22 protein-coding genes are annotated in these 22218 nt (G+C 61.5%); 8 read left to right on the top strand and 14 right to left on the bottom strand.

Annotated elements, in window-relative coordinates; genetic code table 11:
• Window positions 1–308 precede the first annotated feature (308 nt).
• Together ACF8RA_RS10520 and ACF8RA_RS10515 are read left to right on the top strand one after the other, a co-directional pair.
• A complete protein-coding gene (locus tag ACF8RA_RS10520; protein WP_392514131.1) occupies window positions 309–569 on the top strand; it encodes a DUF3077 domain-containing protein in 261 nt (86 codons plus the stop codon).
• A 766-nt stretch (window positions 570–1335) separates the two neighbouring features.
• A complete protein-coding gene (locus ACF8RA_RS10515) occupies window positions 1336–1893 on the top strand; it encodes a hypothetical protein (RefSeq protein WP_392488383.1) in 558 nt (185 codons plus the stop codon).
• A 95-nt stretch (window positions 1894–1988) separates the two neighbouring features.
• On the opposite strand, the gene recJ is transcribed toward ACF8RA_RS10515, so the two are convergent.
• Both recJ and ACF8RA_RS10505 read right to left on the bottom strand, forming a co-directional pair.
• Window positions 1989–3698 carry a single-stranded-DNA-specific exonuclease RecJ gene (recJ, locus tag ACF8RA_RS10510; protein WP_020192999.1) on the bottom strand — a complete coding sequence of 570 codons (1710 nt, stop codon included), beginning with the start codon at window positions 3696–3698 and terminating at the stop codon, window positions 1989–1991.
• A gap of 8 nt (window positions 3699–3706) precedes the next feature.
• Window positions 3707–4249, bottom strand: a complete 543-nt coding sequence (locus tag ACF8RA_RS10505; protein ID WP_003252169.1) for a YaeQ family protein — start codon at window positions 4247–4249, stop codon at window positions 3707–3709.
• Window positions 4250–4379: 130 nt separating this feature from the next.
• Here ACF8RA_RS10505 and ACF8RA_RS10500 point away from each other — a divergent pair, with 130 nt between their 5' ends.
• Both ACF8RA_RS10500 and ACF8RA_RS10495 read left to right on the top strand, forming a co-directional pair.
• A complete protein-coding gene (locus ACF8RA_RS10500; RefSeq protein ID WP_010952569.1) occupies window positions 4380–5579 on the top strand; it encodes a CaiB/BaiF CoA-transferase family protein in 1200 nt (399 codons plus the stop codon).
• 19 nt (window positions 5580–5598) lie between these two features.
• Window positions 5599–6474 carry a TIGR02285 family protein gene (locus tag ACF8RA_RS10495; protein WP_392460530.1) on the top strand — a complete coding sequence of 292 codons (876 nt, stop codon included), beginning with the start codon at window positions 5599–5601 and terminating at the stop codon, window positions 6472–6474.
• 188 nt (window positions 6475–6662) lie between these two features.
• On the opposite strand, the gene ACF8RA_RS10490 is transcribed toward ACF8RA_RS10495, so the two are convergent.
• From ACF8RA_RS10490 to xerD, 6 genes are all read right to left on the bottom strand, one after another.
• A complete protein-coding gene (locus ACF8RA_RS10490; RefSeq protein WP_176682709.1) occupies window positions 6663–6944 on the bottom strand; it encodes a DUF3509 domain-containing protein in 282 nt (93 codons plus the stop codon).
• Window positions 6945–7023: 79 nt separating this feature from the next.
• Window positions 7024–7443, bottom strand: coding sequence for a response regulator (locus ACF8RA_RS10485; protein WP_121162130.1), 420 nt, complete (start codon window positions 7441–7443; stop codon window positions 7024–7026).
• A 132-nt stretch (window positions 7444–7575) separates the two neighbouring features.
• Window positions 7576–8985 carry a threonine synthase gene (thrC, locus tag ACF8RA_RS10480; protein WP_176682708.1) on the bottom strand — a complete coding sequence of 470 codons (1410 nt, stop codon included), beginning with the start codon at window positions 8983–8985 and terminating at the stop codon, window positions 7576–7578.
• Between the two features lie 60 nt (window positions 8986–9045).
• Window positions 9046–10350, bottom strand: a complete 1305-nt coding sequence (locus tag ACF8RA_RS10475) for a homoserine dehydrogenase (protein WP_003252157.1) — start codon at window positions 10348–10350, stop codon at window positions 9046–9048.
• 83 nt (window positions 10351–10433) lie between these two features.
• Window positions 10434–11177, bottom strand: coding sequence for a thioredoxin fold domain-containing protein (locus ACF8RA_RS10470; protein WP_104962463.1), 744 nt, complete (start codon window positions 11175–11177; stop codon window positions 10434–10436).
• Window positions 11178–11330: 153 nt separating this feature from the next.
• Window positions 11331–12227 (bottom strand): site-specific tyrosine recombinase XerD, encoded by an 897-nt coding sequence (gene xerD, locus ACF8RA_RS10465; protein ID WP_003252154.1) that lies wholly within the window; start codon window positions 12225–12227, stop codon window positions 11331–11333.
• A gap of 68 nt (window positions 12228–12295) precedes the next feature.
• Between xerD and ACF8RA_RS10460 the strand changes: the two genes are divergently transcribed.
• Window positions 12296–14101, top strand: a complete 1806-nt coding sequence (locus ACF8RA_RS10460; RefSeq protein WP_176682706.1) for a sodium:proton antiporter — start codon at window positions 12296–12298, stop codon at window positions 14099–14101.
• A gap of 3 nt (window positions 14102–14104) precedes the next feature.
• Here the strand turns inward: ACF8RA_RS10460 and ACF8RA_RS10455 are convergent, their stop codons facing one another.
• The 6 genes from ACF8RA_RS10455 to ffh form a co-directional block, all read right to left on the bottom strand.
• The gene (locus tag ACF8RA_RS10455; RefSeq protein ID WP_014592194.1) at window positions 14105–14512 is read right to left on the bottom strand and encodes an acyl-CoA thioesterase; all 408 of its coding nucleotides are present in this window, start codon (window positions 14510–14512) and stop codon (window positions 14105–14107) included.
• A 94-nt stretch (window positions 14513–14606) separates the two neighbouring features.
• Window positions 14607–14957, bottom strand: a complete 351-nt coding sequence (gene rplS / locus ACF8RA_RS10450; RefSeq protein ID WP_003252148.1) for a 50S ribosomal protein L19 — start codon at window positions 14955–14957, stop codon at window positions 14607–14609.
• 42 nt (window positions 14958–14999) lie between these two features.
• Window positions 15000–15752 carry a tRNA (guanosine(37)-N1)-methyltransferase TrmD gene (gene trmD, locus ACF8RA_RS10445; protein WP_003252146.1) on the bottom strand — a complete coding sequence of 251 codons (753 nt, stop codon included), beginning with the start codon at window positions 15750–15752 and terminating at the stop codon, window positions 15000–15002.
• A gap of 3 nt (window positions 15753–15755) precedes the next feature.
• A complete protein-coding gene (gene rimM / locus ACF8RA_RS10440; RefSeq protein WP_084850792.1) occupies window positions 15756–16292 on the bottom strand; it encodes a ribosome maturation factor RimM in 537 nt (178 codons plus the stop codon).
• Window positions 16293–16297: 5 nt separating this feature from the next.
• Window positions 16298–16549: a 30S ribosomal protein S16 gene (rpsP, locus tag ACF8RA_RS10435; protein WP_003252142.1), complete on the bottom strand. Its 252-nt coding sequence runs from the start codon at window positions 16547–16549 to the stop codon at window positions 16298–16300.
• A 259-nt stretch (window positions 16550–16808) separates the two neighbouring features.
• On the bottom strand, window positions 16809–18185 hold the full coding sequence (ffh, locus tag ACF8RA_RS10430) for a signal recognition particle protein (RefSeq protein WP_176682704.1): 1377 nt from the start codon (window positions 18183–18185) through the stop codon (window positions 16809–16811).
• 311 nt (window positions 18186–18496) lie between these two features.
• Here ffh and ACF8RA_RS10425 point away from each other — a divergent pair, with 311 nt between their 5' ends.
• The 3 genes from ACF8RA_RS10425 to ACF8RA_RS10415 all read left to right on the top strand — a co-directional run bounded on the left by ACF8RA_RS10425 (window position 18497) and on the right by ACF8RA_RS10415 (window position 22087).
• Window positions 18497–19306, top strand: coding sequence for an inner membrane protein YpjD (locus ACF8RA_RS10425; protein ID WP_176682703.1), 810 nt, complete (start codon window positions 18497–18499; stop codon window positions 19304–19306).
• A 9-nt stretch (window positions 19307–19315) separates the two neighbouring features.
• The gene (locus tag ACF8RA_RS10420) at window positions 19316–20521 is read left to right on the top strand and encodes a transporter associated domain-containing protein (RefSeq protein ID WP_176682702.1); all 1206 of its coding nucleotides are present in this window, start codon (window positions 19316–19318) and stop codon (window positions 20519–20521) included.
• Between the two features lie 267 nt (window positions 20522–20788).
• Window positions 20789–22087, top strand: a complete 1299-nt coding sequence (locus ACF8RA_RS10415; RefSeq protein WP_392460532.1) for an MFS transporter — start codon at window positions 20789–20791, stop codon at window positions 22085–22087.
• The last annotated feature ends 131 nt before the right edge of the window (window positions 22088–22218 follow it).

The raw sequence follows: 22218 nt of genomic DNA, 5'->3' as shown, positions 1-22218 counted from the left end.
GTTTTTTTGTCTTGAGAGTATGTCGCCTTTGCTGGTTGCTGGCATTCAGCGTCCGGGCGTGGAATCCGATCAATTACCGAGTAACTGTCGTCATGGCCGTTGTGCGCGGAAGGTCACAAACCTACCGGTTTAACTCGTAGCCTGGATTCCACACCGCGTAGAGCTGCCACCCTTCGTGTGGAATCGGAGAAGCAGTCAATCAGTAAGCCTACGAGTGATTGATATGAAAATGACAGTCCCTGATCCCCCCCTCATTTCCATTAGAACTTTCATTCATTGTCACTCGAAATGATTCAGGAGAAGGATCAATGAGCACAGTCGACACCCAATTCACCGTCGGCAAAACCACTTTCTTCCAAGGTGAAAACCAGACCCACCCACTGTTTCGCATCGAAGCAGGCATTCCGTGCCGGGACGCCCGTGATCAGGCATCCGAATTGATGGGTTATGTGCACGAGCTGACCATCCTCGGCCTGATGGATGAAAAACCCATGATGATCTGGGCTGCCCACTACCTCAGTGCGATGACCAAGGCGTTGATGGATGATGCCGAGTTAGGCTCTGTATGAAATCCCTTGATACTCAGTAACGCTGCGTTGAAAACAGCCTCGGAATGCTCATTTACGGCCCATAAACTGCGCTTCTTCGGCTGTTTTCGCCTTGCCTGACTTTCGTCTCAAGGCATTTCATACAACCCCTAGGTATGTCGCGTTGAGGTTGGCGCCACTGCTACTCGGCTAAGGGCAGTAATTACTCCATACATGAATGGGTCACCTCCCCCATGTACACCTTCTTGCCCCGACACACCGGGGCAACGGAAGATTTCCCACAGCCAATTACCTAAAGAGCCACATCAGCTTCGGAAAATCTTCTCAATCAGTAACCCCCATATCTTATCGAACCCACTACACCAAGCGACTAATGTCTCCTAGCGCCAACCACCACTATCTGGCTAACAGCCTTTAAGGCATTGTTCAAAACTTGAGGCATAGCCAATGCAAAGACAATTCGCTCCAAGTGACATTAGCATTCTAGACAATGCCATTACACTGGATGAACAAGCCAAACAAGAAGATTAGAGCTATTCCAAGTTAACACCTGGGGGCAACCAGTTATTTATGGCGGTGTGAATCCCCCCATTCAGCCGCCGCCATCTACTAGTGACGGCGCTACGATCACCGTTGGAATTGACAGCATTAATGGACAACCGCCCGCAGGTCCTCGTCCATCAATCACCACCGTCATAGGTGGCGGCCAGGACAAGTACGCTTGTTGCTCTGCCCCACAGCAAGACAAATATCGTTAGAAGGCTTCATTCCTAGGAGGGATTTGCTGATGTTAACTTGGCGTGCCTGGATCGAAATCATGCAGGCTTTGGAACCCCATAAGCGAATGACATCCATGTTACTTATCGGCTTCATTTTCTTATGTTTTATTCCGATCTACCTAACGAACTGGAACAGCAGCACACAACCAGTAACAGCTCCCTGGGTACGCGTTCCAGCCACTCTTACATCAAAACCTGAACTTTGGGAGCATGACAAGTCGATCTACAGTTTTGGCATTGCTTACACCGAACCAAGCGGCCATCTGATCAAAACATGGGTTTATGCAGAAAAAGCCCGCTTCGACGCCGCCAACCTTAGCAAGGCAACGCCCCTGTTTGCAGATATCGAAGATGCTTTAGCCGGCTCAATCGTCAGACAATTATCGACCAGCGATGAGATTCTGTACGATCAAACAATCAAGAAGTATGTGAGAGAGACTTACAACCGGGAAGCAGTCGAGGGGATGGTGTTCTTCTCACTGCTGAGCCTGGCTTCGTTCGTCGCAGCAGGCGTCATGCACTGGCAGAACCGGAAGCGCAAAAGGCAATCCGAGATCCGCCACTAACAGTTGCATGTGTGGGAGCGGGCATGATTTGAGGTCAATGCGGGCGAGGGGGCTGGCTTGCCGGCGATGGGCTGCAAAGCAGCCCCCATTTACAGTCAGCGCGGCTCCATATGCGCAATCATCAACTGCACACTCTCATTACCGCGAAACTCGTTCACATCCAGCTTGTACGCCAACTCCACCCAGCGCACCGTCGGGTTTGGCCACACTTCGCGGTCAATGCCGAAGGCAATGCCATCCAGCCGCACCGAGCCACATTCGCTCTTGAGCACCACTTTCAGGTGCCGTTCGCCAACCACACGCTGCTCCACCAACTGGAACACGCCATGGAACAGCGGCTCCGGGAAGTGCTGGCCCCAAGGCCCGGCGTGGCGCAGGGCCTTGGCCAGGTCGAGGTGGAATTCCTCGACCGCCAGGCTACCGTCGGATAACAGCCGGCCGGTCAGGTCTTCTTCGCGCAGTTGACGCCGCACCTCTTCATCGAACGCCTCGGCAAATGCCGGGAAATTGGCCTCGGGCAACGATAACCCTGCCGCCATGGCGTGGCCGCCGAACTTGCTGATCAACTGCGGATGGCGCGCCGCCACGGCATCCAGCGCATCGCGAATATGGAACCCCGGCACCGAGCGCGCCGAACCTTTGAGCATGCCGTCGCCAGCATCAGCGAACGCAATGGTCGGCCGGTGGTAACGCTCCTTCAAGCGCGAAGCCAGAATACCGATCACGCCCTGGTGCCAGTCGGCATCGAACAGGCACAACCCATACGGCATCGACTCGACCGGCAGGTCCTTGAGTTGGGCCAGGGCTTCGCGCTGCATGCCCTGCTCGATGGACTTGCGGTCCTGGTTCAGGTCATCCAACTGCTGGGCCATGTCCTGGGCCAGCGCCGCGTCCTCGCACAGCAGGCATTCGATGCCCAGGCTCATGTCGTCCAGGCGCCCGGCGGCATTCAACCGTGGGCCGAGGATGAAACCAAGGTCAGTCGAAGTGATGCGCCGGTGATCGCGCCGCGCCACCTCAAGGATGGCCTTGAGGCCGGGCCGGGCGCGGCCGGCGCGGATGCGCTCGAGGCCTTGGTGCACCAGGATGCGGTTGTTGGCATCCAGCGGCACCACGTCAGCAACACTGCCCAGCGCCACCAGATCGAGCAGCTCGCCAATGTTCGGCTGTGGCTGCGCCTCGTAGCGCCCAAGGCTGCGCAAGCGAGCGCGCAGGGCCATCAACACATAGAAGATCACCCCTACCCCGGCCAGCGACTTGCTCGGAAAGCTGCAGCCCGGCTGGTTGGGGTTGATGATGGCATCGGCGTCGGGCAACTGCTCGCCCGGCAGGTGGTGGTCGGTGACCAGCACCTTGAGCCCGGCGGCCTTGGCCGCCGCCACCCCGTCGACACTGGAAATGCCGTTGTCCACGGTAATCAGCAACTGCGGCTGGCGCTGCAGCGCCACCTCGACGATTTCCGGGGTCAGGCCGTAGCCGTACTCGAAGCGGTTGGGCACCAGGTAATCAACATGGGCCGCACCCAGCAGGCGCAGGCCCAGCACCCCGACGGTGCTGGCAGTGGCACCGTCGGCATCGAAGTCGCCTACGATGAGGATGCGCTGGCGCTGGTCGATGGCTTCGACCAGCAGGTCCACACCGGCCTCGATCCCCTTGAGCTGCTGGTACGGCAGCAGGCGTGCCAGGCTTTTGTCCAGCTCGGCCTCGCTCTGCACGCCACGCGCGGCGTAAAGGCGGGTCAGCAAGGGTGGCAGGTTACCCAGAAATGGCAGGGTAGGCGGCAGCGGGCGAGGTTCGATACGCATGGGTTGCTTCAACCACGCTCACCGAGCAGCCACTGCAGTTGGACTTCATGCTGGCCACGGTCGTCAGTCACGAATACCGTACCTTCACTGATCATCACGTCCCACTTGATGCTACGCGGCATGTCGGTCGCCAGGGTTTCCAGCACCTCTTGCGGCACAGCGGCAATGCTCAGGTTTTTCAGGTTCTTTACCGCGCTTACCACTTTACCCTCCCACACTCGCAGGCTGCCGTAAGCCAGCAAGCTGGTGCGTTCGGTACGACGCGAGCACCAGGTCAGGCGATCGGCATCGGGCTGGCCAACTTCAATCCAGTGCAGCACGCGGTCGTCCAGGCTCTTTTCCCACAGCGCCGGCTCATCGACATCCGACAGGCCGCGGCCAAACGACAAGTTCTCGTTGTACCAGAGCGCGTACGCCAACAGACGAACTGCCATGCGCTCTTCGGTTTCCGAAGGGTGCCGAGCGATAGTCTGTTTGACGCTTTCGTAGACGTTGCGATCAAGGTCGGTGAGATTCAATTCGAACTTGTAGGTGGTGGACGGCTGGGCCATGGTCAACGGGCTTCGTGCAAAAGAAAGTGGCACAGTCTACCCCATCCGCACCTTCCATGCCCCGCAGCAGTACCCGGCGAAACCGACGTGTGATAAAACCACGGCTCTGCCCAACAGCCACGGATACCCCATGTCGACGCCCAGCAAACCCCTCGCCGGCCTTAAAGTTGTCGAACTCGGTACCCTGATCGCCGGGCCGTTCGCCTCGCGCATCTGTGCCGAATTCGGTGCCGAAGTGGTCAAGGTCGAATCGCCCGACGGCGGCGACCCGCTGCGCAAGTGGCGCAAGCTGTACGAGGGCACCTCGCTGTGGTGGTTCGTGCAGGCCCGCAACAAGCAGTCGCTCACCCTCAACCTCAAGCACCCCGAGGGCCGCGATATCCTCAAGCGCCTGCTGGCCGAGGCCGACATCCTGATCGAAAACTTCCGCCCGGGGGTGCTGGAGAAACTTGGCCTGGGGTGGGATGTACTGCATGCGCTGAACCCGCGCCTGGTGATGGTGCGCCTGTCGGGCTTTGGCCAGACCGGGCCGATGAAAGACCAGCCAGGCTTCGGTGCCGTAGGCGAGTCGATGGGCGGCCTGCGTTACATCACCGGTTTCGATGACCGCCCGCCGGTGCGCACGGGGATTTCCATCGGTGACTCGATTGCCGCCCTGTGGGGGGTGATCGGCGCGCTGATGGCGCTGCGCCACCGGGAGGTCAATGGCGGCCAGGGCCAAGTGGTGGACGTGGCCCTGTACGAAGCGATCTTTGCCATGATGGAGAGCATGGTCCCGGAGTTCGATGTGTTCGGTTTCATCCGCGAACGCACCGGCAACATCATGCCAGGCATCACGCCCTCCTCCATCCACACAAGCGCCGACGGCAAGCATGTGCAGATCGGCGCCAACGGTGATGCGATCTTCAAGCGCTTCATGCAGGCGATCGGTCGTGACGACCTGGCCAATGACCCCACCTTGGCCAGCAACGACGGCCGCGACCTGCGTCGTGACGAGTTGTACGGGGTAATCGACCGCTGGGCCAACAGCCTGCCACTGGAGCAACTGATGCAGGTGCTGACCACCGCCGAAGTGCCGGCCAGCCGTATCTATTCGGCCGAAGACATGTTCAACGACCCCCAGTACCTGGCGCGCGAGATGTTCCTGCAGGCCAAGCTGCCGGATGGCAAGCCATTCCACATGCCCGGCATCGTGCCCAAGCTGTCGGAGACTCCCGGCTCTAGCGAATGGGTCGGCCCGGCCTTGGGCGAGCATACCGAGGCGCTGCTCGGCAGCCTGGGCTACGACGCAGCGGCCATCGCCAGCCTGCGTGCAGCGGGCACGGTCTGACCCTGGCGCTTCCGTCTCCATGTACGCAATCCGCTGCCTACGCCTTCTGGTCCTGCTCTGCGGGCTTTTGCCCGCGTTGCTGATGCAGCCAGCGAGCGCCAAGGAGCACCTCTTCTGGCTGGTACGTGACCTGCCACCGTTCACCATTTTTGATGGCCCGGAAGAAGGCCGGGGGGTGATCGACCAGTTGTTACCGCTGCTGATCAGGCAGATGCCCGAGTACGAGCACAGCATCGTGCGGGTCAACCGCGCCCGCGGCCTGCAGATGCTGCAAGACCGTGACACCTTTACCTGCGACCCAACCGTGCTGTGGACCCCGAAACGGGCCGAGTATGTGCATTTTTCCGTTCCATCGCTGGGCGCGCTCAGCGGTGGCCTGGTGTTGCGCAAGGAAAACCAGGCGCTGGTGGCACCCTACCTCGACGGCCAGCAGGTGGACCTGCGTGGCCTGCTGAGCAAGACCCCGCTGAAGCTGGGGGTTGTCGCCGAGCGCAGCTACGGTACGCAGATTGACAGCATCCTGCGCCAGTTGCCCGACAGCGCGCTCAGCCGGCACTACGGCAACGAGGCCACCGCCAACCTGCTGCAGATGCAGCAGCTGGGGCGCCTGCGCCTGGTGCTCGGCTACTGGCCTGAAGTGCGCTACCTGATACAACAACAAGGCGGATCACTGGATGACTATCAGTTTCATACTGTGCAGGGCGTGAAGCGCTACCAGTTTCTGCACGTGGGGTGTACAGACAGCGAACTGGGGCGTGCGGCAGTTGCCCACATCGATCAGTTGCTGCCTGCCCTGCGCCGGGATGTGTTGCCTGGGTTGTATGCCCGCTGGCTGGACCAGGCATTGCGGGAAGACTACCTGCAAGAAAGCCGCCGTTTCTTTGAGGCCAGATAAACCCAACCGGCATGCACCGTGGTTGCAGGAGCAGCCTTGGGGATAGGTGCCTGCCCGGAAAAAGAAACCCCGGGCGCTGGGGAAGACGCCCGGGGCCAAGCGAAAGCCCTTGAGGACTTCCCGTGACAGCCTTGCCAGCGCTGGAGCAAAGCACTGGCTGGCTGCCCCTACACTGTCTGATAAGCCACTCAGGCAAAGGTTCCCTGCGGTTGCTGACGATGCTGCAATGCCGCGATCACACAAGGCTGCAACCGCCCCTCAGCTATCTGCAGGTCTCGGTGCAAGCCGTCCACGAGGTCGATCAGCAGGCGTTGCTCTTGCAATTGGCGCTCGCTGACCGTGCGCCGCAAGGTAATACCTGAGAGGGGATCGTGAACGGTCAGTTGACGATTACCGCCGGGATCGGCGATGCCAAGGTGGGTCTGATAGGGCGTCAGGGCTTCGTTGAGCAGGCTGCAGATTCTTTCCATCCGGATCACTCGCTGCGTGGTGGGACCTAAAGTGACTGACCAGCAGGCGCCGCAGAAAGTTCGTCAAACCGCGCCCGCTTCAATGAGCATGCGGGGCTGGCATGACAGTTTGAATACGCCGACCAGGGCGTACCTGCAGTGTCTGCAAGGCATGCTGCAGGCGTGGCATAGACAGCGGCCAGGGCAACTCGTCGAGCACCCACATGCCGCGCTTTCTGGCCTCTTGGGCAAGGTTTTGACGCGTTGGGGCAGGCTGCCCGACGAACAGCAATGCGCGCGCGCGCTGCGGCTGGGCGAACAGGGCAAGGCCGGCCCGGGCTGGCATGGCGTGGTCGAGGATCAGCAGGTCGGGGCGACGCTCAGCACAGAGGCAGGCGTCGAGGTCAGCGATGCTCTCGCTGATGCGCACGTTGAAGACGCCTTGGCCGTTAAGGGCCTGGTGCAAGAGGATCTGATGGGATGGGCGAGCCTGGTGGATCAACACATAGGGCTGGTGCATGAGCCGCTCCTGGAGGGAGGACCGGCTAATTTATGCTTGAAGCTCTGCGGACCGAATAGGATGTTTCTGATAGACCGGAGGGAAAAGTCTGAGACTTTGGGGCTGCTCTGTGCAGCCCCAAACGCCATGCAATTACAGCGGCTTGCCGCGGTTGCCGTGCTGGCTGACAAAGCCCTGTACAGCCTTCAGGTCATTGGCCAGTACCGTGCAACGCTCTTCACGGCTGAACAGGTCGCTGAGGTGCACGGGTAGCTCCAGCGCCTTGCCCACACCGGCCTTCTCCACCGCTTCCGGGAACTTGACCGGGTGCGCGGTACCCAGCACCACCATTGGCGTGTCCAGGCTGCGGCGGCACTCGCGGGCAGCCTTGACGCCGATTGCGGTATGCGGGTCGAGCACTTCACCGGTGGCGGCGAACACTTCTGCGATGGTTTCGCAGGTTTGCTCGTCACTGACAGCCAGCGAGTCGAACAGTTTGCGGGCTTCGGTCCAGCGGTCTTGCTCGACGCTGAAGCCGCCACCTTGCTTGAAGTTGGCCATCAGCTCGGCAATCGCACCACCGTTGCGGCCATGCAGGTCGAACAGCAGGCGCTCGAAGTTGGACGAGACCATGATGTCCATCGACGGCGACAGGGTGGCGTGCAGGGTTTCCTTGACGTACTGGTTGCCGCTCATGAAGCGGTGCAGGATGTCGTTGCGGTTGGTGGCGACGATCAATTGGCTGACCGGCAGGCCCATGTTGCGCGCCAGGTAGCCGGCGAAGATGTCGCCGAAGTTGCCGGTCGGTACCGAGAACGCCACCGAGCGCGCCGGGCCACCCAACTGCAGGGCTGCATGGAAGTAGTAGACGATCTGGGCCATGATCCGCGCCCAGTTGATCGAGTTGACGGCTACCAGGCGGGTGCCCTTGAGGAACGACTGGTCGGCGAAACTGGCCTTGACCATTTCCTGGCAATCGTCGAAGTTGCCTTCGATGGCGATGTTGTGGATGTTGTCGCCAAAGATGGTAGTCATCTGGCGGCGCTGCACTTCCGACACACGCTGGTGCGGGTGCAGGATGAAGATGTCGACGTTGTCGCAACGGCGGCAGCCTTCGATCGCGGCGGAACCGGTATCACCGCTGGTGGCACCGATGATGACCACGCGCTCGTTGCGCTTGGCCAGCACATGGTCCAGCAGGCGGCCGAGCAACTGCAGGGCAAAGTCCTTGAACGCCAGGGTCGGGCCGTGGAACAGTTCCAGCACCCACTCGTTGCTGTTCAGTTGACGCAACGGGGCGACCGCGGCGTGGGCGAACTCGCCGTAGGTTTCTTCGAGGATCTTCTTGAAGTCGGCGTCGGCGATGCTGCCTTCGACGAACGGGCGCATCACGCGGAAGGCCAGCTCGTGGTAAGGCAGGCCTGCCCACGAGGCGATTTCTTCCTGGGTGAAGCGTGGCAGGTTTTCCGGCACGTAGAGGCCGCCGTCGCTGGCCAGGCCAGCCAGCAGCACGTCTTCGAAATTGAGGGCCGGTGCCTGGCCGCGGGTACTGATATAGCGCATGGGTGCAAACCTTCGATGCTGGGGCCGGGGCCGCGCAGGCGGCCCGTCGGCAAATACTTGTTAGTTGAGCTGTTCGACGCGAATGCGCACAACCTTGCCGACCACGTCCTGCAGGGCTTCCAGAGCGACGATGGCATCATTGATACGCTGCTCGACCACGCCATGGGTCACCAGGATCATTGGCACCAGGCCATCCTGTTCCTCGGCTTCCTTCTGCATGATCGACTCGATGTTGATACCACGCTCCGAGAGGATGCTGGCGACCTGGGCCAGTACGCCCGGGTGATCCTTGGCCTGGATGCGCAGGTAGTAGGCGCTTTCGCAGGCTTCGATCGGCAGGATCGGGTGGGCCGACAGCGAGTCTGGCTGGAAGGCCAGGTGCGGCACGCGGTTTTCCGGGTCGGAGGTCATGGCACGGACCACGTCGACCAGGTCGCCGACCACTGACGAAGCGGTAGGCTCCATACCCGCGCCGGCACCGTAGTACAGGGTGGAGCCTGCAGCATCACCGTTGACCATGACAGCGTTCATCACGCCGTTGACGTTGGCGATCAGGCGGTCGGCCGGGATCAGCGTCGGGTGCACGCGCAGCTCGATACCTTCGGCGGTGCGACGCGCCACGCCCAGGTGCTTGATGCGGTAGCCCAGGGCCTCGGCGTAGTTCACGTCTGCCGTTGTCAGCTGGGTGATACCTTCGGTGTAGGCCTTGTCGAACTGCAGCGGGATACCGAACGCGATGGACGCCAGGATCGTCAGCTTGTGCGCAGCGTCGATGCCTTCTACGTCAAAGGTCGGGTCGGCTTCTGCGTAGCCCAGCGCCTGAGCTTCGGCCAGCACGTCCGGGAAGGCACGGCCCTTCTCACGCATTTCGGTGAGGATGAAGTTGCCGGTGCCGTTGATGATGCCAGCCAGCCAGTTGATGCGGTTGGCCGACAGGCCTTCGCGAATGGCCTTGATCACCGGGATGCCACCGGCTACGGCCGCCTCGAACGCAACAATCACACCCTTCTCGCGGGCTTTGGCGAAGATTTCGTTGCCATGCACGGCAATCAGCGCCTTGTTGGCGGTGACCACGTGCTTGCCGTTTTCGATGGCCTTCAGCACCAGGTCGCGGGCGATGGTATAGCCACCGATCAGCTCGATGACAATGTCGATCTCCGGGTTGCTTGCAACTTCGAACACGTCAGCGGTAATGGGGGTACCGGTAATCTGGCAGTTCGGGTTCTGCGAGCGCATGGCGATCTGTGCCACTTCAATACCGCGCCCGGCACGGCGGGCAATCTCCTCGGCGTTGCGCTGAAGTACATTGAAGGTTCCGCCACCGACGGTCCCCAACCCACAGATGCCTACTTTGACCGGTTTCACTGTGAACTCCCCATTGAACGGCCGACACGTTTGCCGACCGTGAAACTTGCCGTCACCCCATGACGACGGCGTACTGAACTGAATTACTTGGCAAGTGCCAGCTTGGCGACCTGCGGTGCCGGCTGGTAGCCAGGAATGACCTGGCCGCTTTCAAGAACAATGGCCGGCGTGCCATTGACCCCGATCGACTGACCCAGCTGGAACTGCTTGCTGACCGGGTTGGTGCACTTGGCGGCCTTGATTTCTTTACCTTCGACCATTTTGTCCATCGCCCCACGGCGGTCACTGGAGCACCACACCGCCTGCAACTGCTGGTCACCCGACGAACCGAGGCCCTGGCGCGGGAAGGCGACATAGCGCACTTCGATACCGCGACGGTTCAACTCGGGCACTTCGGCGTGCAGCTTGTGGCAGTACGGGCAGGTGGTGTCGGTGAACACGGTGATGTGCGACTTGGTCTCGCCCTTGGCAGGATAAACCACCATCTCGGCGGCTGGAATGCCGTTGATGAGTTTGGCGATACCTTGGCGTTCGGCTTTTTCGGTGAGGTTGACCGGCTTGCCGTCCTGGATCTGGAACAGGTAGCCCTGCATCACGAACTGACCGTCGGCGCTGGCGTACAGCACGCGCCCGCCCTGCAGCTTGACTTCATACAGGCCATTGAGCGGGCTGCTGGCCACGCTTTCCACGGGCACTTCCAGTTCGAGGTTCTGCAACGATTTACGGATGGCCTGCTCCGCACCGGCGTTGCTATCGGTTGCCGCGGCAACGGCAAAGGTACTGGCCAACGCCAACGCGGCGGCGGCGAAAAACTGGGTCACGCGCATGGGAACTCCTGAAGGCGGACAGGGGCCGGAGGGCGCCACCTGCGGAAAATACGCGGTGACCGTGCGGCCCGTGGTGCAAACCGCTCAAGCCTACCACATCACGCTGCCAGTGAAGGGGCTCGCAAGGACCGGTCGGCGGAACATGAATAACATTCATCCACGCGGATGGTGCTGGGCGTGCAACTGCTGCAGCCGGGCCTTGGCGACGTGGGTATAGATCTGCGTGGTCGACAGGTCACTGTGCCCCAGCAGCATCTGCACCACACGCAAGTCGGCACCATGGTTGAGCAGGTGGGTGGCGAAGGCATGCCGCAGGGTGTGCGGCGACAGCGGCTTGTCGATGCCGGCAACCCGTGCGTGGTGCTTGATACGGTGCCAGAAGGTCTGGCGGGTCATCTGCTCGCCGCGCTGGCTGGGGAACAGCACATCGCTGGGACGGCCATTGAGCAGTTCGGCGCGCCCATCGCGCTGGTAGCGCTCCAGCCACACTACCGCCTCTTCCCCCATAGGCACCAGGCGTTCCTTGCTGCCCTTGCCCATCACCCGCAGCACACCCTGGCGCAGGTTGACCTGGTCGAGGGTCAGGCTGACCAGTTCGGTGACCCGAAGGCCGCAAGCGTAGAGCACTTCGAGCATGGCACGGTCGCGCTGGCCAATGGCTTCGCCCAGGTCCGGAGCCTGCAGCAAGGCTTCGACGTCGGCTTCAGACAGCGACTTGGGTAGCGGCTTGCCCAATTGCGGCATGTCGACCTGCAGGGTCGGGTCGATCGCCACCAGCTTTTCCCGCAGCAGGTAACGGAAGAAACCGCGCAAACCAGACAGGAAACGCGCCGTGGAACGTGGCTTGTAACCTTGATCCAGGCGCCAGGCCAGGTGATCGAGGATCAGGTCGCGGCCGGCGTCTGGCAACGATACCGAATGCTCCTGCAACCAGCCATTGAACAGGGCCAGGTCGCTACGGTAGGACACGCGGGTGTTGTCGGACAGGCCTTTTTCCAACCATAAGGCGTCAAGGAACTGGTCGATCAAGGGGTGGTCGAGGGCGGGCATGAAATCTCGGTGGCAAACGATGAAATGGCGCTTAGTCTTTCATAACAACGCCGGCATAGGGAGCCCGCATGAACGAACAGCAGATCCTTCTGAGCGTGGGCGGCATCGGCGCCGCAGCGCTCGCCTGCCAGTGGCTGGCCTGGCGCCTGAAGCTGCCGGCGATTCTGTTTCTGTTGTTGGCCGGGATCCTTGCCGGCCCAGCGCTGGGATGGCTCGACCCCGAGGCGCTGTTCGGCCCATTGCTGATGCCGCTGGTGTCGCTGGCGGTGGCGCTGATTCTGTTCGAAGGCAGCCTGACCCTGCACCTGTCCCAGTGGCGCGAGATCGGCAGCGTGGTGCATCGCTTGGTCACAGTGGGCGCACTGGTCACCTGGCTGGTGATTGCACTGGCAACCCACTGGCTGCTCGGGTTCGACTGGCCGCTGGCGATTCTCTTCGGCACCCTGACCCTGGTGACCGGCCCAACGGTGATCGTGCCCATGCTGCGCGTGGTGCGGCCAAAGGCAGCGATCGCGAACATCCTGCGCTGGGAAGGGATCATGATCGACCCGATCGGCGCGCTGCTCGCCGTGGTGGTATACAGCTTCATCATCGCCAGCGCCGAGGGTAACGGCCTGAGCCAGAGCCTTATCACCTTCGCCGGTGTGCTCTTCTGCGGTACCGCCCTGGGCGCGGCTGGGGGCTGGCTGCTGGGGCAAATCATGCGCGAACAGTGGCTACCGGAATACCTGCACAACCTCGCGTCACTGGCGGCGGTACTGGGTATTTTCATCGCCGCCAACCAGATCATGCACGAGTCCGGGCTGCTGGCAGTGACCGTGATGGGGATGTGGCTGGCCAACATGCGCGGGGTTGATGTGCGACAGATCCTGCACTTCAAGGAAAACCTAAGTGTGCTGCTGATTTCCGGCCTGTTCATCCTGCTGGCTGCACGCCTTGACCTGCATGCCCTGCTAGGCCTTGGCCCTGCCGTCCTGGCACTGTTGCTGGTGATCCAACTGCTGGCACGCCCGCTCAGCGTCTGGCTGGCCACATTGGGCTCGACACTCAACTGGCGGGAGCGCGCGCTGCTGGCCTGGATTGCGCCACGCGGCATCGTTGCCGCAGCCGTTTCAGCCATTTTTGCCATCCGTCTGCACCAGGCCGGCCACCAGGATGCCTTGCTGCTGGTACCGTTGACCTTCGCGGTAATCATCGGCACGGTAGTACTGCAAAGCGCCACAGCCAGGCCGCTGGCACGCTTGCTCAAGGTTGCCGAACCGGCTCCCAGCGGGTTTCTCATCGTCGGTGCCAACGAGCCGGCCCGGGCCATCGCCAAAACCCTCCAGCAATTGGGCTGCCGGGTTTTGCTGACGGACTCCAGCTGGGAAAACATCCGCGCCGCGCGTATGGACGGGCTCACGACCTATTTTGGCAACCCAGCCTCGCAGCATGCCGACGCCCATCTGGACCTGGTCGGCCTCGGGCACTTGCTGGGCCTCTCTCCTGCCGGCGAAATCAATGCCTTGGCCTGCGCCAGGTTCCGTCATGATTTCGGGCACAGCCGGCTGTTCGTGCTTGCCAGTGGCCTGGAAAAACAACGTAGCGACAAGCATCGGGCGGCCGAAGAGCACCGCGGGCATCTATTGGGGGCCAAGCCGATGACCTATCTGCAACTGGCCAACCGCATGCATCAGGGCGCCGAGCTGTACAGTACCAACCTGACCGAAGGCTTTGGCTGGGACGCCTACCAGGCGCTGCATGGCGAGCGTGCACACTTGCTGTTCGCGCGCGATGACCATGGCTGGGTCCATGTAGCCAGCCCTGACAACCCGTTGCAGCCGCAACCGGGATGGACCTTGGTGGCATTGATCGAGCGAGCACCGGAGCCGTGATACTCAGGCGCCTGGCAGCACGGGTACCGGGCGCTTGTCCTCGTCGATGGCGACGAAGCTGAACACCCCATGGATCGCCCGGTCACGGCCATCCAGGTACATGTTCTCGACAAACACATCCACCTGCACCTGCAAGCTGGTATTGCCGACCTTGATCACCGTACCCACCAGCTCGACGATCGAGCCCGCCGGAATCGGGTGCTTGAAATCGATGCGGTCGGTAGACACGGTCACCAGCGGCAGGCGACAAAAGCGCGTGGCAGCGATGAACGACACTTCGTCCATCCAGGCCAGGGCGGTGCCGCCGAACAGGGTGTTGTGGTGGTTGGTGGTATTGGGGAACACCGCCTTGGTCACGCGGGTCACCGACAGTTCGGTGCGGCGCTGGATTTCCTGGTCTCGGGTCGTCATGGCAATCACATTTTCGGGGTTTCAAAACGCAAAAAAGCAGCCCGAAGGCTGCTTCTTTCTCGCTAGGCGGCCTCGGCCACCGGGCAAACTGCACTCAGGACAGTTTTTCCTTGATGCGAGCGGCTTTGCCGGACAGGTCGCGCAGGTAGTACAGCTTGGCTTTACGCACGTCACCACGACGTTTCACGGCCAGGCTGTCGATTTGCGGGCTGTAGGTCTGGAAGGTACGCTCTACGCCAACGCCGCTGGAGATCTTGCGCACGGTGAAGGCGCTGTTCAGACCGCGGTTACGCTTGGCGATAACGACGCCTTCGAACGCCTGCAGACGGGAACGCTCACCTTCCTTCACTTTAACCTGAACGACAACGGTGTCGCCTGGTGCGAAGGTCGGGATTTCCTTGCTCATCTGCTCGGCTTCGAGCTGCTGGATGATCTTGTTGGTCATGCTGTGCTCCTAAGATGGATACGCGATCCACCATCGATACGTTTAACTATCGTCCCGCTCGCGGAGATATTCCTCGAGCAGCTTCTTCTCTTCTCCAGAAAGCGAGCGACTTTCCAGAAGATCGGCGCGTCGTTCGAAGGTCCTACCAAGGGACTGCTTCATCCTCCAACGCCGGATATGTGCATGGTTGCCACTTAGCAACACGTCGGGAACACGCTGATCCGCATACACCTCAGGCCGGGTGTAGTGCGGGCAATCGAGCAGACCGTCGGTGAAGGAATCTTCTTCCGCCGAGTCCACATGCCCTAAAGCTCCGGGCAGCAGCCGCGTAACCGCATCGATCAGTACCATGGCCGGCAGCTCGCCACCGGAAAGCACATAGTCGCCAATCGACCACTCCTCATCGACATGAGCCTCGATAAAGCGCTCGTCGATGCCTTCATAACGACCGGCGATCAGGATCAACGATTCCTGTTCGGCCAGGCCTTTGACCGCCTGCTGAGTCAGCTTGCGGCCTTGTGGCGAAAGGTAGATCACCTTCGCCGCTGCTCCGGTCGCCTGCCTGGCGCTAACCAGGGCGTCTTCCAGAGGCTTGATTTTCATCACCATGCCCGGACCACCGCCAAACGGCCGATCATCTACCGTGTGGTGACGATCTGTGGTGTAGTCCCGCGGGTTCCAGCAAGTCACCTGAAGCAACCCCTGTTTCACCGCGCGGCTGGTAATGCCGTACTCCGTGATGGCCGAGAACATCTCGGGGAACAACGTGATGACGTCTACGCGAAGGTTACCCATCGTTTAGAAGTCCGCGTCCCATTCGACCCGCATCACGCCTGCTTCGAGGTCGATTGCCAGCACACATTGCTCCGTATAGGGCAACAGACGCTCGCGATCATCCAGGCTGCCTGCGCAGGGCTTGACCACCATTACATCGTTCGCACCGGTCTCCAACAGGTGATCGACCTTGCCGAACAGTTGTTCGTCCTGGTTGATGACCTTCAGACCTACCAACTGGTACCAGTAGTACTCGTCGGCAGCCAGGTTGGGCAAAAGGCTCCGCGGGATGCAGATTTCGTAACCGCTCAGAAGACGGGCTTCATCGCGATCCTCGAGACCTTTCAGTTTCACGACCAGGCCCTTTTGGGAGCCACGACCGCTGACCAGCTCGACCTGCTTTACCTTGCCTTCGTGCCGAAGCGTCCAGCGCGGATAATCCAACAGGTTTTCAATCGGATCGGTAAAGGAATACACCTTCACCTCGCCGCGAACGCCGTGAACCGAAAAAATCTTGCCAACGACGATGAGGTCGTCAGCCTTTTCTGGCGTCGCGTTCATACTATTCAGGCAGCGGCCTTGGCAGCTTCCTTCAGCAGCTGAGCAACACGCTCAGACGGCTGTGCACCCTGGCTCAGCCAGTAGGTGACGCGCTCTTGGTTGACCGACAGCTTGACTTCGGCGCCAGCAGCGATCGGGTTGAAGAAACCTACGCGCTCAACGAAACGGCCGTCACGGGCGTTACGCGAGTTGGTCACGGTCAGGTGGTAGAATGGGCGCTTTTTCGAGCCGCCACGGGCCAGACGAATGGTTACCATGTGAACATCGTTCCTATAGTCGGTGCTGCAGTTGATACAGCAGCTGGTACTGCAAATCTGAATGCCAAATAGGCACACGGGTGCCCAAAAGGCCGCATATTCTCGGGGAATACACGGACATTTGCAAATGACTTTTTCGGCAAGGCCTCGCCCTGCCGTCCAGATTTGCCGGTTGCGCCGCGAAATTCGCGGCCGTTGCCCCGCTACAGCGGGGATTCTGGGCGCTTGCCAGACAAAAGGCAGGCACCCGGATCAGGGGTTACAGCTTTGGCATGCCGCCACCTGGCAGCATCCCACCGAGGCCGCGCATCATCTTGGCCATGCCGCCTTTGGCAGAAAACTTCTTCATCATCTTCTGCATCTGCTTGTGCTGCTTGATCAGCCGCCCGATGTCCTGCACCTGGGTACCGGAACCCAATGCAATACGGCGCTTGCGCGAACCGCTGATCAGGTCAGGGTCACGGCGCTCGGCCGGGGTCATGGAGTTGATGATCGCTTCCATCTGCTTGAACTGCTTTTCGGCCGCGCCTTGGGCGTTGCCCATTTGTGAGAGGTTGACCCCACCGATGCTCGGCAGCTTGTCCATCAGGCCGCCGAGGCCGCCCATGTTCTTCATTTGCTGCAACTGGTCGCGGAAGTCTTCGAGGTCGAAGCCCTTGCCCTTCTTCAGCTTCTTGGCCAGCTTGTCGGCCTTGGCCTTGTCGATGGTCTGCTCGGCCTGCTCGATCAGGCTGAGCACGTCGCCCATGCCGAGGATGCGCGAAGCGACGCGGTCGGGGTGGAACGGCTCGAGTGCCTCGGTCTTCTCACCCATACCGATGAACTTGATCGGCTTGCCGGTGATTGCACGGACCGACAGCGCGGCACCGCCACGGGCGTCACCGTCGACCTTGGTCAGCACCACACCGGTCAGCGGCAGCGCCTCGCCAAACGCCTTGGCGGTGTTGGCGGCGTCCTGACCGGTCATGGCGTCGACCACGAACAGCGTCTCGACCGGTTTGACGGCCGCGTGCAGCGCCTTGATCTCGTCCATCATGTCGGCGTCGATGTGCAGACGGCCGGCGGTGTCGACGATGACCACGTCGATGAACTTCAGCTTGGCTTCACGGATGGCGGCTTCGGCGATGGCCACCGGCTTCTGGCTGATATCGGACGGGAAGAAGGTGACGCCAATATCGTTGGCCAGTGTTTCCAACTGCTTGATCGCCGCAGGGCGATAGACGTCGGCAGATACCACCATCACACTCTTTTTCTTGCGCTCTTTAAGGAAGCGCGCAAGCTTGCCGGCGGTGGTGGTCTTACCGGCGCCCTGCAGGCCCGCCATCAGTACGACAGCAGGCGGGGCGGCGTTCAGTGCGAGGTCTTCGTTGGCCGCGCCCATCAGGCTTTCCAGCTCGGCCTGGACGATCTTCACGAAGGCCTGGCCCGGGGTCAGGCTGCGCGACACCTCGGTACCGACCGCACGATCCTTGACGCTGTTGACGAAATCCTTGACTACCGGCAGGGCGACGTCGGCCTCGAGCAGGGCCATGCGCACTTCGCGCAGCGTGTCCTTGATGTTGTCTTCGGTCAGCTTGGCCTTGCCGGTGACATGGCGCAGCGTCTGTGACAGGCGGTCGGTCAGGTTTTCGAACATGGTGATCCTTTCAGGCCCAGTAAAGCCGAGGTTTGTCAGGTGCCAGGGGGGAACTACCCACCCGCCGGGCACAGCAAGGCGGCGATTATAGCGAAGTGCAGCGGCGACGCACACCTTGGTAGATATTCGGTGGCTGTGCTGGCCTCTTCGCGGGCGCGCCCGCTCCCACAGGATCCTCACTGCTTGCAGGCCTGCGCCATACCTGCAGAAGCGGGCGTGCCCGCGAATGCCCTGACACAAGCCTTCAGTCTTCCTTGATCAGCGGAATCTATGCCAAACTCCGTCTCTTTAAGGCTCGCCAACCAGGACTTATGGTCTCCTCTCCCAGCCTCATCCCCAACCTGATCGCTGCCGGCCTATATATAGCGGCGGCCATCTACCAGGGCTCATACCTGTCCCAGGGCCGCAAGGCCGACAAGCGCCTGCTTGGCCTGCTGGGTGTCATCGCGGTCCTGGCCCAGGCCGGCGCACTGTTCTTCCAGCTGATCACCCCGCTGGGCCTGAGCCTGGACTTCTTCAGCGCCGCCAGCCTGATCGCCGTGGCCGTCATCTCCCTGACCCTGCTGGCCTGCCTGCGCATACCCGTGGAAAACCTGTTGGTGCTACTGTTCCCGCTGGGTGCGGTGACCGCGCTGCTGGCCCAGTTCGCACCACCCGGCACGGTACCGCTGATCAACGAAGAACCCGGCATCCTTGCGCACATCCTGTTGTCGATCCTGGCCTACGGGCTGTTCACCATCGCGGTGTTCCAGTCGCTGCTGTTGCTGCTGCAGGACCGCCAATTGAAGAACAAGCACCCGTCCGGGCTGATCCGTAACTTCCCGCCACTGCAAACCATGGAAAGCCTGCTGTTCGGCTTCCTCTGGGCCGGCTGGTGCCTGCTGTCGCTGTCGCTGATCTCCGGCTGGCTGTTCCTCGACAACCTGTTCGCCCAGCACCTGGTGCACAAGACCTTGCTGGCCTGTGTCGCCTGGGTGGTGTTCAGCGTGCTGCTGTGGGGCCGCACACGCCTGGGTTGGCGAGGCCACATGGCCATCCGCTGGACACTGGCCGGTTTCTGCCTGCTGATGCTGGCCTATTTCGGCAGCAAGCTGGTTCGCGAATTCATCTTGCATATCTGACGGCCGCCCATGGATACCCTGCCGTACGCACCGCTATTCGGCACTCTGGCACTGGCCCTTTTGTGGTCAGCGCTGTTCACCGCAGTGGATGCTGCCCGCCTGCAGCTCAATGGCGCACTGCGCGCCGGCGAAGACGGCCAGCCCGTACTGCCAGCCCAGGCCTTGGTGCTGTGCGCCAGCCTGGGCAAGCTGCTGGTACTGGGGCTGGCCTGCCTGGTCGGCCAGCGCCAGAGTGGCGAGCACGGCTTCTGGCTGGCAGGCCTGGCCGCCACCCTTGCCTTGCTGGTTTTTGCCGAATACCTGCCGCGACGCCTGGCCCGGCGTAACCCGCAGGCGTTCGTGAGCCTTGGCGCCAGCCTGCTGAAAGTGCCCCTCGCACTGCTGCAGCCACTGGCCTGCCTGCTGGACGGCACCGCCAAGCTGATTCTGCGCCCGTTCCGTGCACAGCCCACAGCGGTGGCCCTGCACACGCAGGATAGCGATGACTTCGATGAGGATGAACAGCACGAAGCGCCTCGCCATGGCCTGCTCGACGGCCTGCAATCGCTGGACAAGATCACCGTCAACGACATCCTGGTGCCGCGCAACGAAGTGGATGGCATCAACCTCGACGAGCCGATCGAGCGCATCATCGAGCAGTTGATCGTCAGCCGCCACACCCGCCTGCCGGTCTACCACAACGATATCAACCAGGTCGAAGCGATCCTCAACACCAAGCTGATCAGCCACCTCTTGCCCAAGGCCGGGCTGACCCTCGAAGCGCTGCACGGCGCCTGCTACGAGCCCTATTTCGTACCGGAAAGCACGCCCCTGCAAATGCAGTTGTTGAACTTCCACAAGCAGCAACGCCGCTTGGGCGTGGTAGTGGACGAGTACGGCGAAGTACTGGGTATCGTCACCCTGGAAGACATTCTCGAAGAGATCGTCGGCGAGTTCGAGGACGAGCAAAGCCTGGATAACCCGCATGTCCACCCGCAGCCCGATGGCACCTTCGTCATCGATGGCACCGCTTCGTTACGCGAAATCAACCGCACCCTGGGCTGGCACCTACCCTGCGACGGCGGGCCGAAAACCCTCAACGGGCTGGTGACCGAAGCGCTGGAAAGCATCCCGGAAAGCGCTGTTTGCCTGAAGATAGGCCGCTATCGCCTGGAAATCCTTGAAACAGAGGACAATTGTGCCAGCAAGGTACTGGTGTGGACCGTGACCCGATAGCTATACTCGGGTCACGCTTACCCAGCCCCGCCGTCACGCCTGCTACCCGCACCCGGCGCTCCACGGCCAGTCCGCTCCACTGATACGCCCTGCGGTCCTGCGTCAATACCCCGAACAGTACCCGCCCCGCCCCTACCCCCCTTGGGCCATCGTCAGTCGGGCGCACACAACGAAACGCTCCGGCGTCCGCGTAACCGTGCCTTTTACATGGCAAGCCATCGCGGGCCAAGCCCATGGAGCCGGACCAGACTGTCAGGGACTTACTCAATGACAAGCAGTACTTACGCCCAAGCGCCTGCCGCGCCAGTCAACTCGCCTGCGCGGGTAGCCACTGCCAGCTTCATCGGCACCGCCATCGAGTTCTATGATTTCTATGTCTACGCCACCGCCGCAGCCCTGGTGATCGGCCCGGTGTTCTTCCCGTCCGGGTCGGGCACCGCGCAAATGCTGGCCGCCTTCCTCACCTTCGGTATCGCCTTCCTCGCCCGCCCACTGGGCTCGGCATTGTTCGGCCATTTTGGCGACCGCATCGGCCGCAAGTCGACGCTGGTTGCCTCGCTGCTGCTGATGGGCGTATCCACCACCGCCATCGGCGTGCTGCCGGGCTATGACAGCATTGGCGTGTGGGCGCCGATCATTCTCTGCCTGCTGCGCTTTGGCCAAGGCCTGGGCCTGGGCGGCGAATGGGGTGGAGCGGCCCTGCTGGCCACCGAAAACGCTCCGGAAGGCAAGCGTGCCTGGTTCGGCATGTTCCCACAGTTGGGCCCTTCAATCGGTTTCCTGGCTGCCAACGGCCTGTTCCTGACTCTGGCCCTGGTGCTCAGCGACGAGCAGTTCCGCGAGTGGGGCTGGCGCATTCCGTTCCTGCTCAGCGCCGCACTGGTACTGGTTGGTCTGTATGTGCGCCTGAAGCTCGAAGAGAGCCCGGTGTTTGCCAAGGCCGTTGCCCGCCACGAGCGGGTGAAAATGCCGGTGGTCGACCTGTTCTCCAAATACTGGCTGCCAACCCTGCTGGGCGCTGCGGCCATGGTGGTGTGCTATGCACTGTTCTACATTTCCACGGTGTTCTCGTTGAGCTACGGCGTGACCACACTGGGCTACAGCCGCGAAACGTTCCTTGGCCTGCTGTGCTTCGCGGTGGTGTTCATGGCCCTGGCCACACCATTGTCGGCCTGGCTCAGTGACCGTTACGGGCGCAAGCCGGTACTGATCGTCGGCGGCCTGCTGGCGATAGCGTCGGGCTTTACCATGGAGCCACTGCTGACTTCGGGATCGACCACGGGTGTGGCGCTGTTCCTGGCCATCGAGCTGTTCCTGATGGGCGTGACCTTTGCGCCGATGGGGGCACTGCTGCCAGAGCTGTTCCCGACTCACGTGCGTTATACCGGTGCCTCGGCGGCGTATAACCTGGGCGGTATCGTCGGCGCCTCGGCGGCACCGTTCTTTGCCCAGAAACTGGTGAGCATGGGGGGGTTGAGCTGGGTGGGGGGCTATGTGTCGGTGGCGGCGGTGATCAGCCTGATTGCCGTGCTTTGCCTGAAAGAGACGCGCAATACCACGCTGTAAGCCACTGGGGCCGCTTTGCGGCCCTATCGCGACACAAGGCCCCCCCCCAGGGATCGCATAAGCCTGGAAGCTGCGCTATCCCTGTGGGAGCGGCCTTGTGTCGCGATAGGGCTGCAAAGCAGCCCAGCACT

The sequence above is a fragment of the Pseudomonas sp. FYR_5 genome, from assembly GCF_043106315.1.
Taxonomy (GTDB): domain Bacteria; phylum Pseudomonadota; class Gammaproteobacteria; order Pseudomonadales; family Pseudomonadaceae; genus Aquipseudomonas; species Aquipseudomonas putida_Y.
This window is presented reverse-complemented; position numbering and strand designations above follow the sequence as displayed.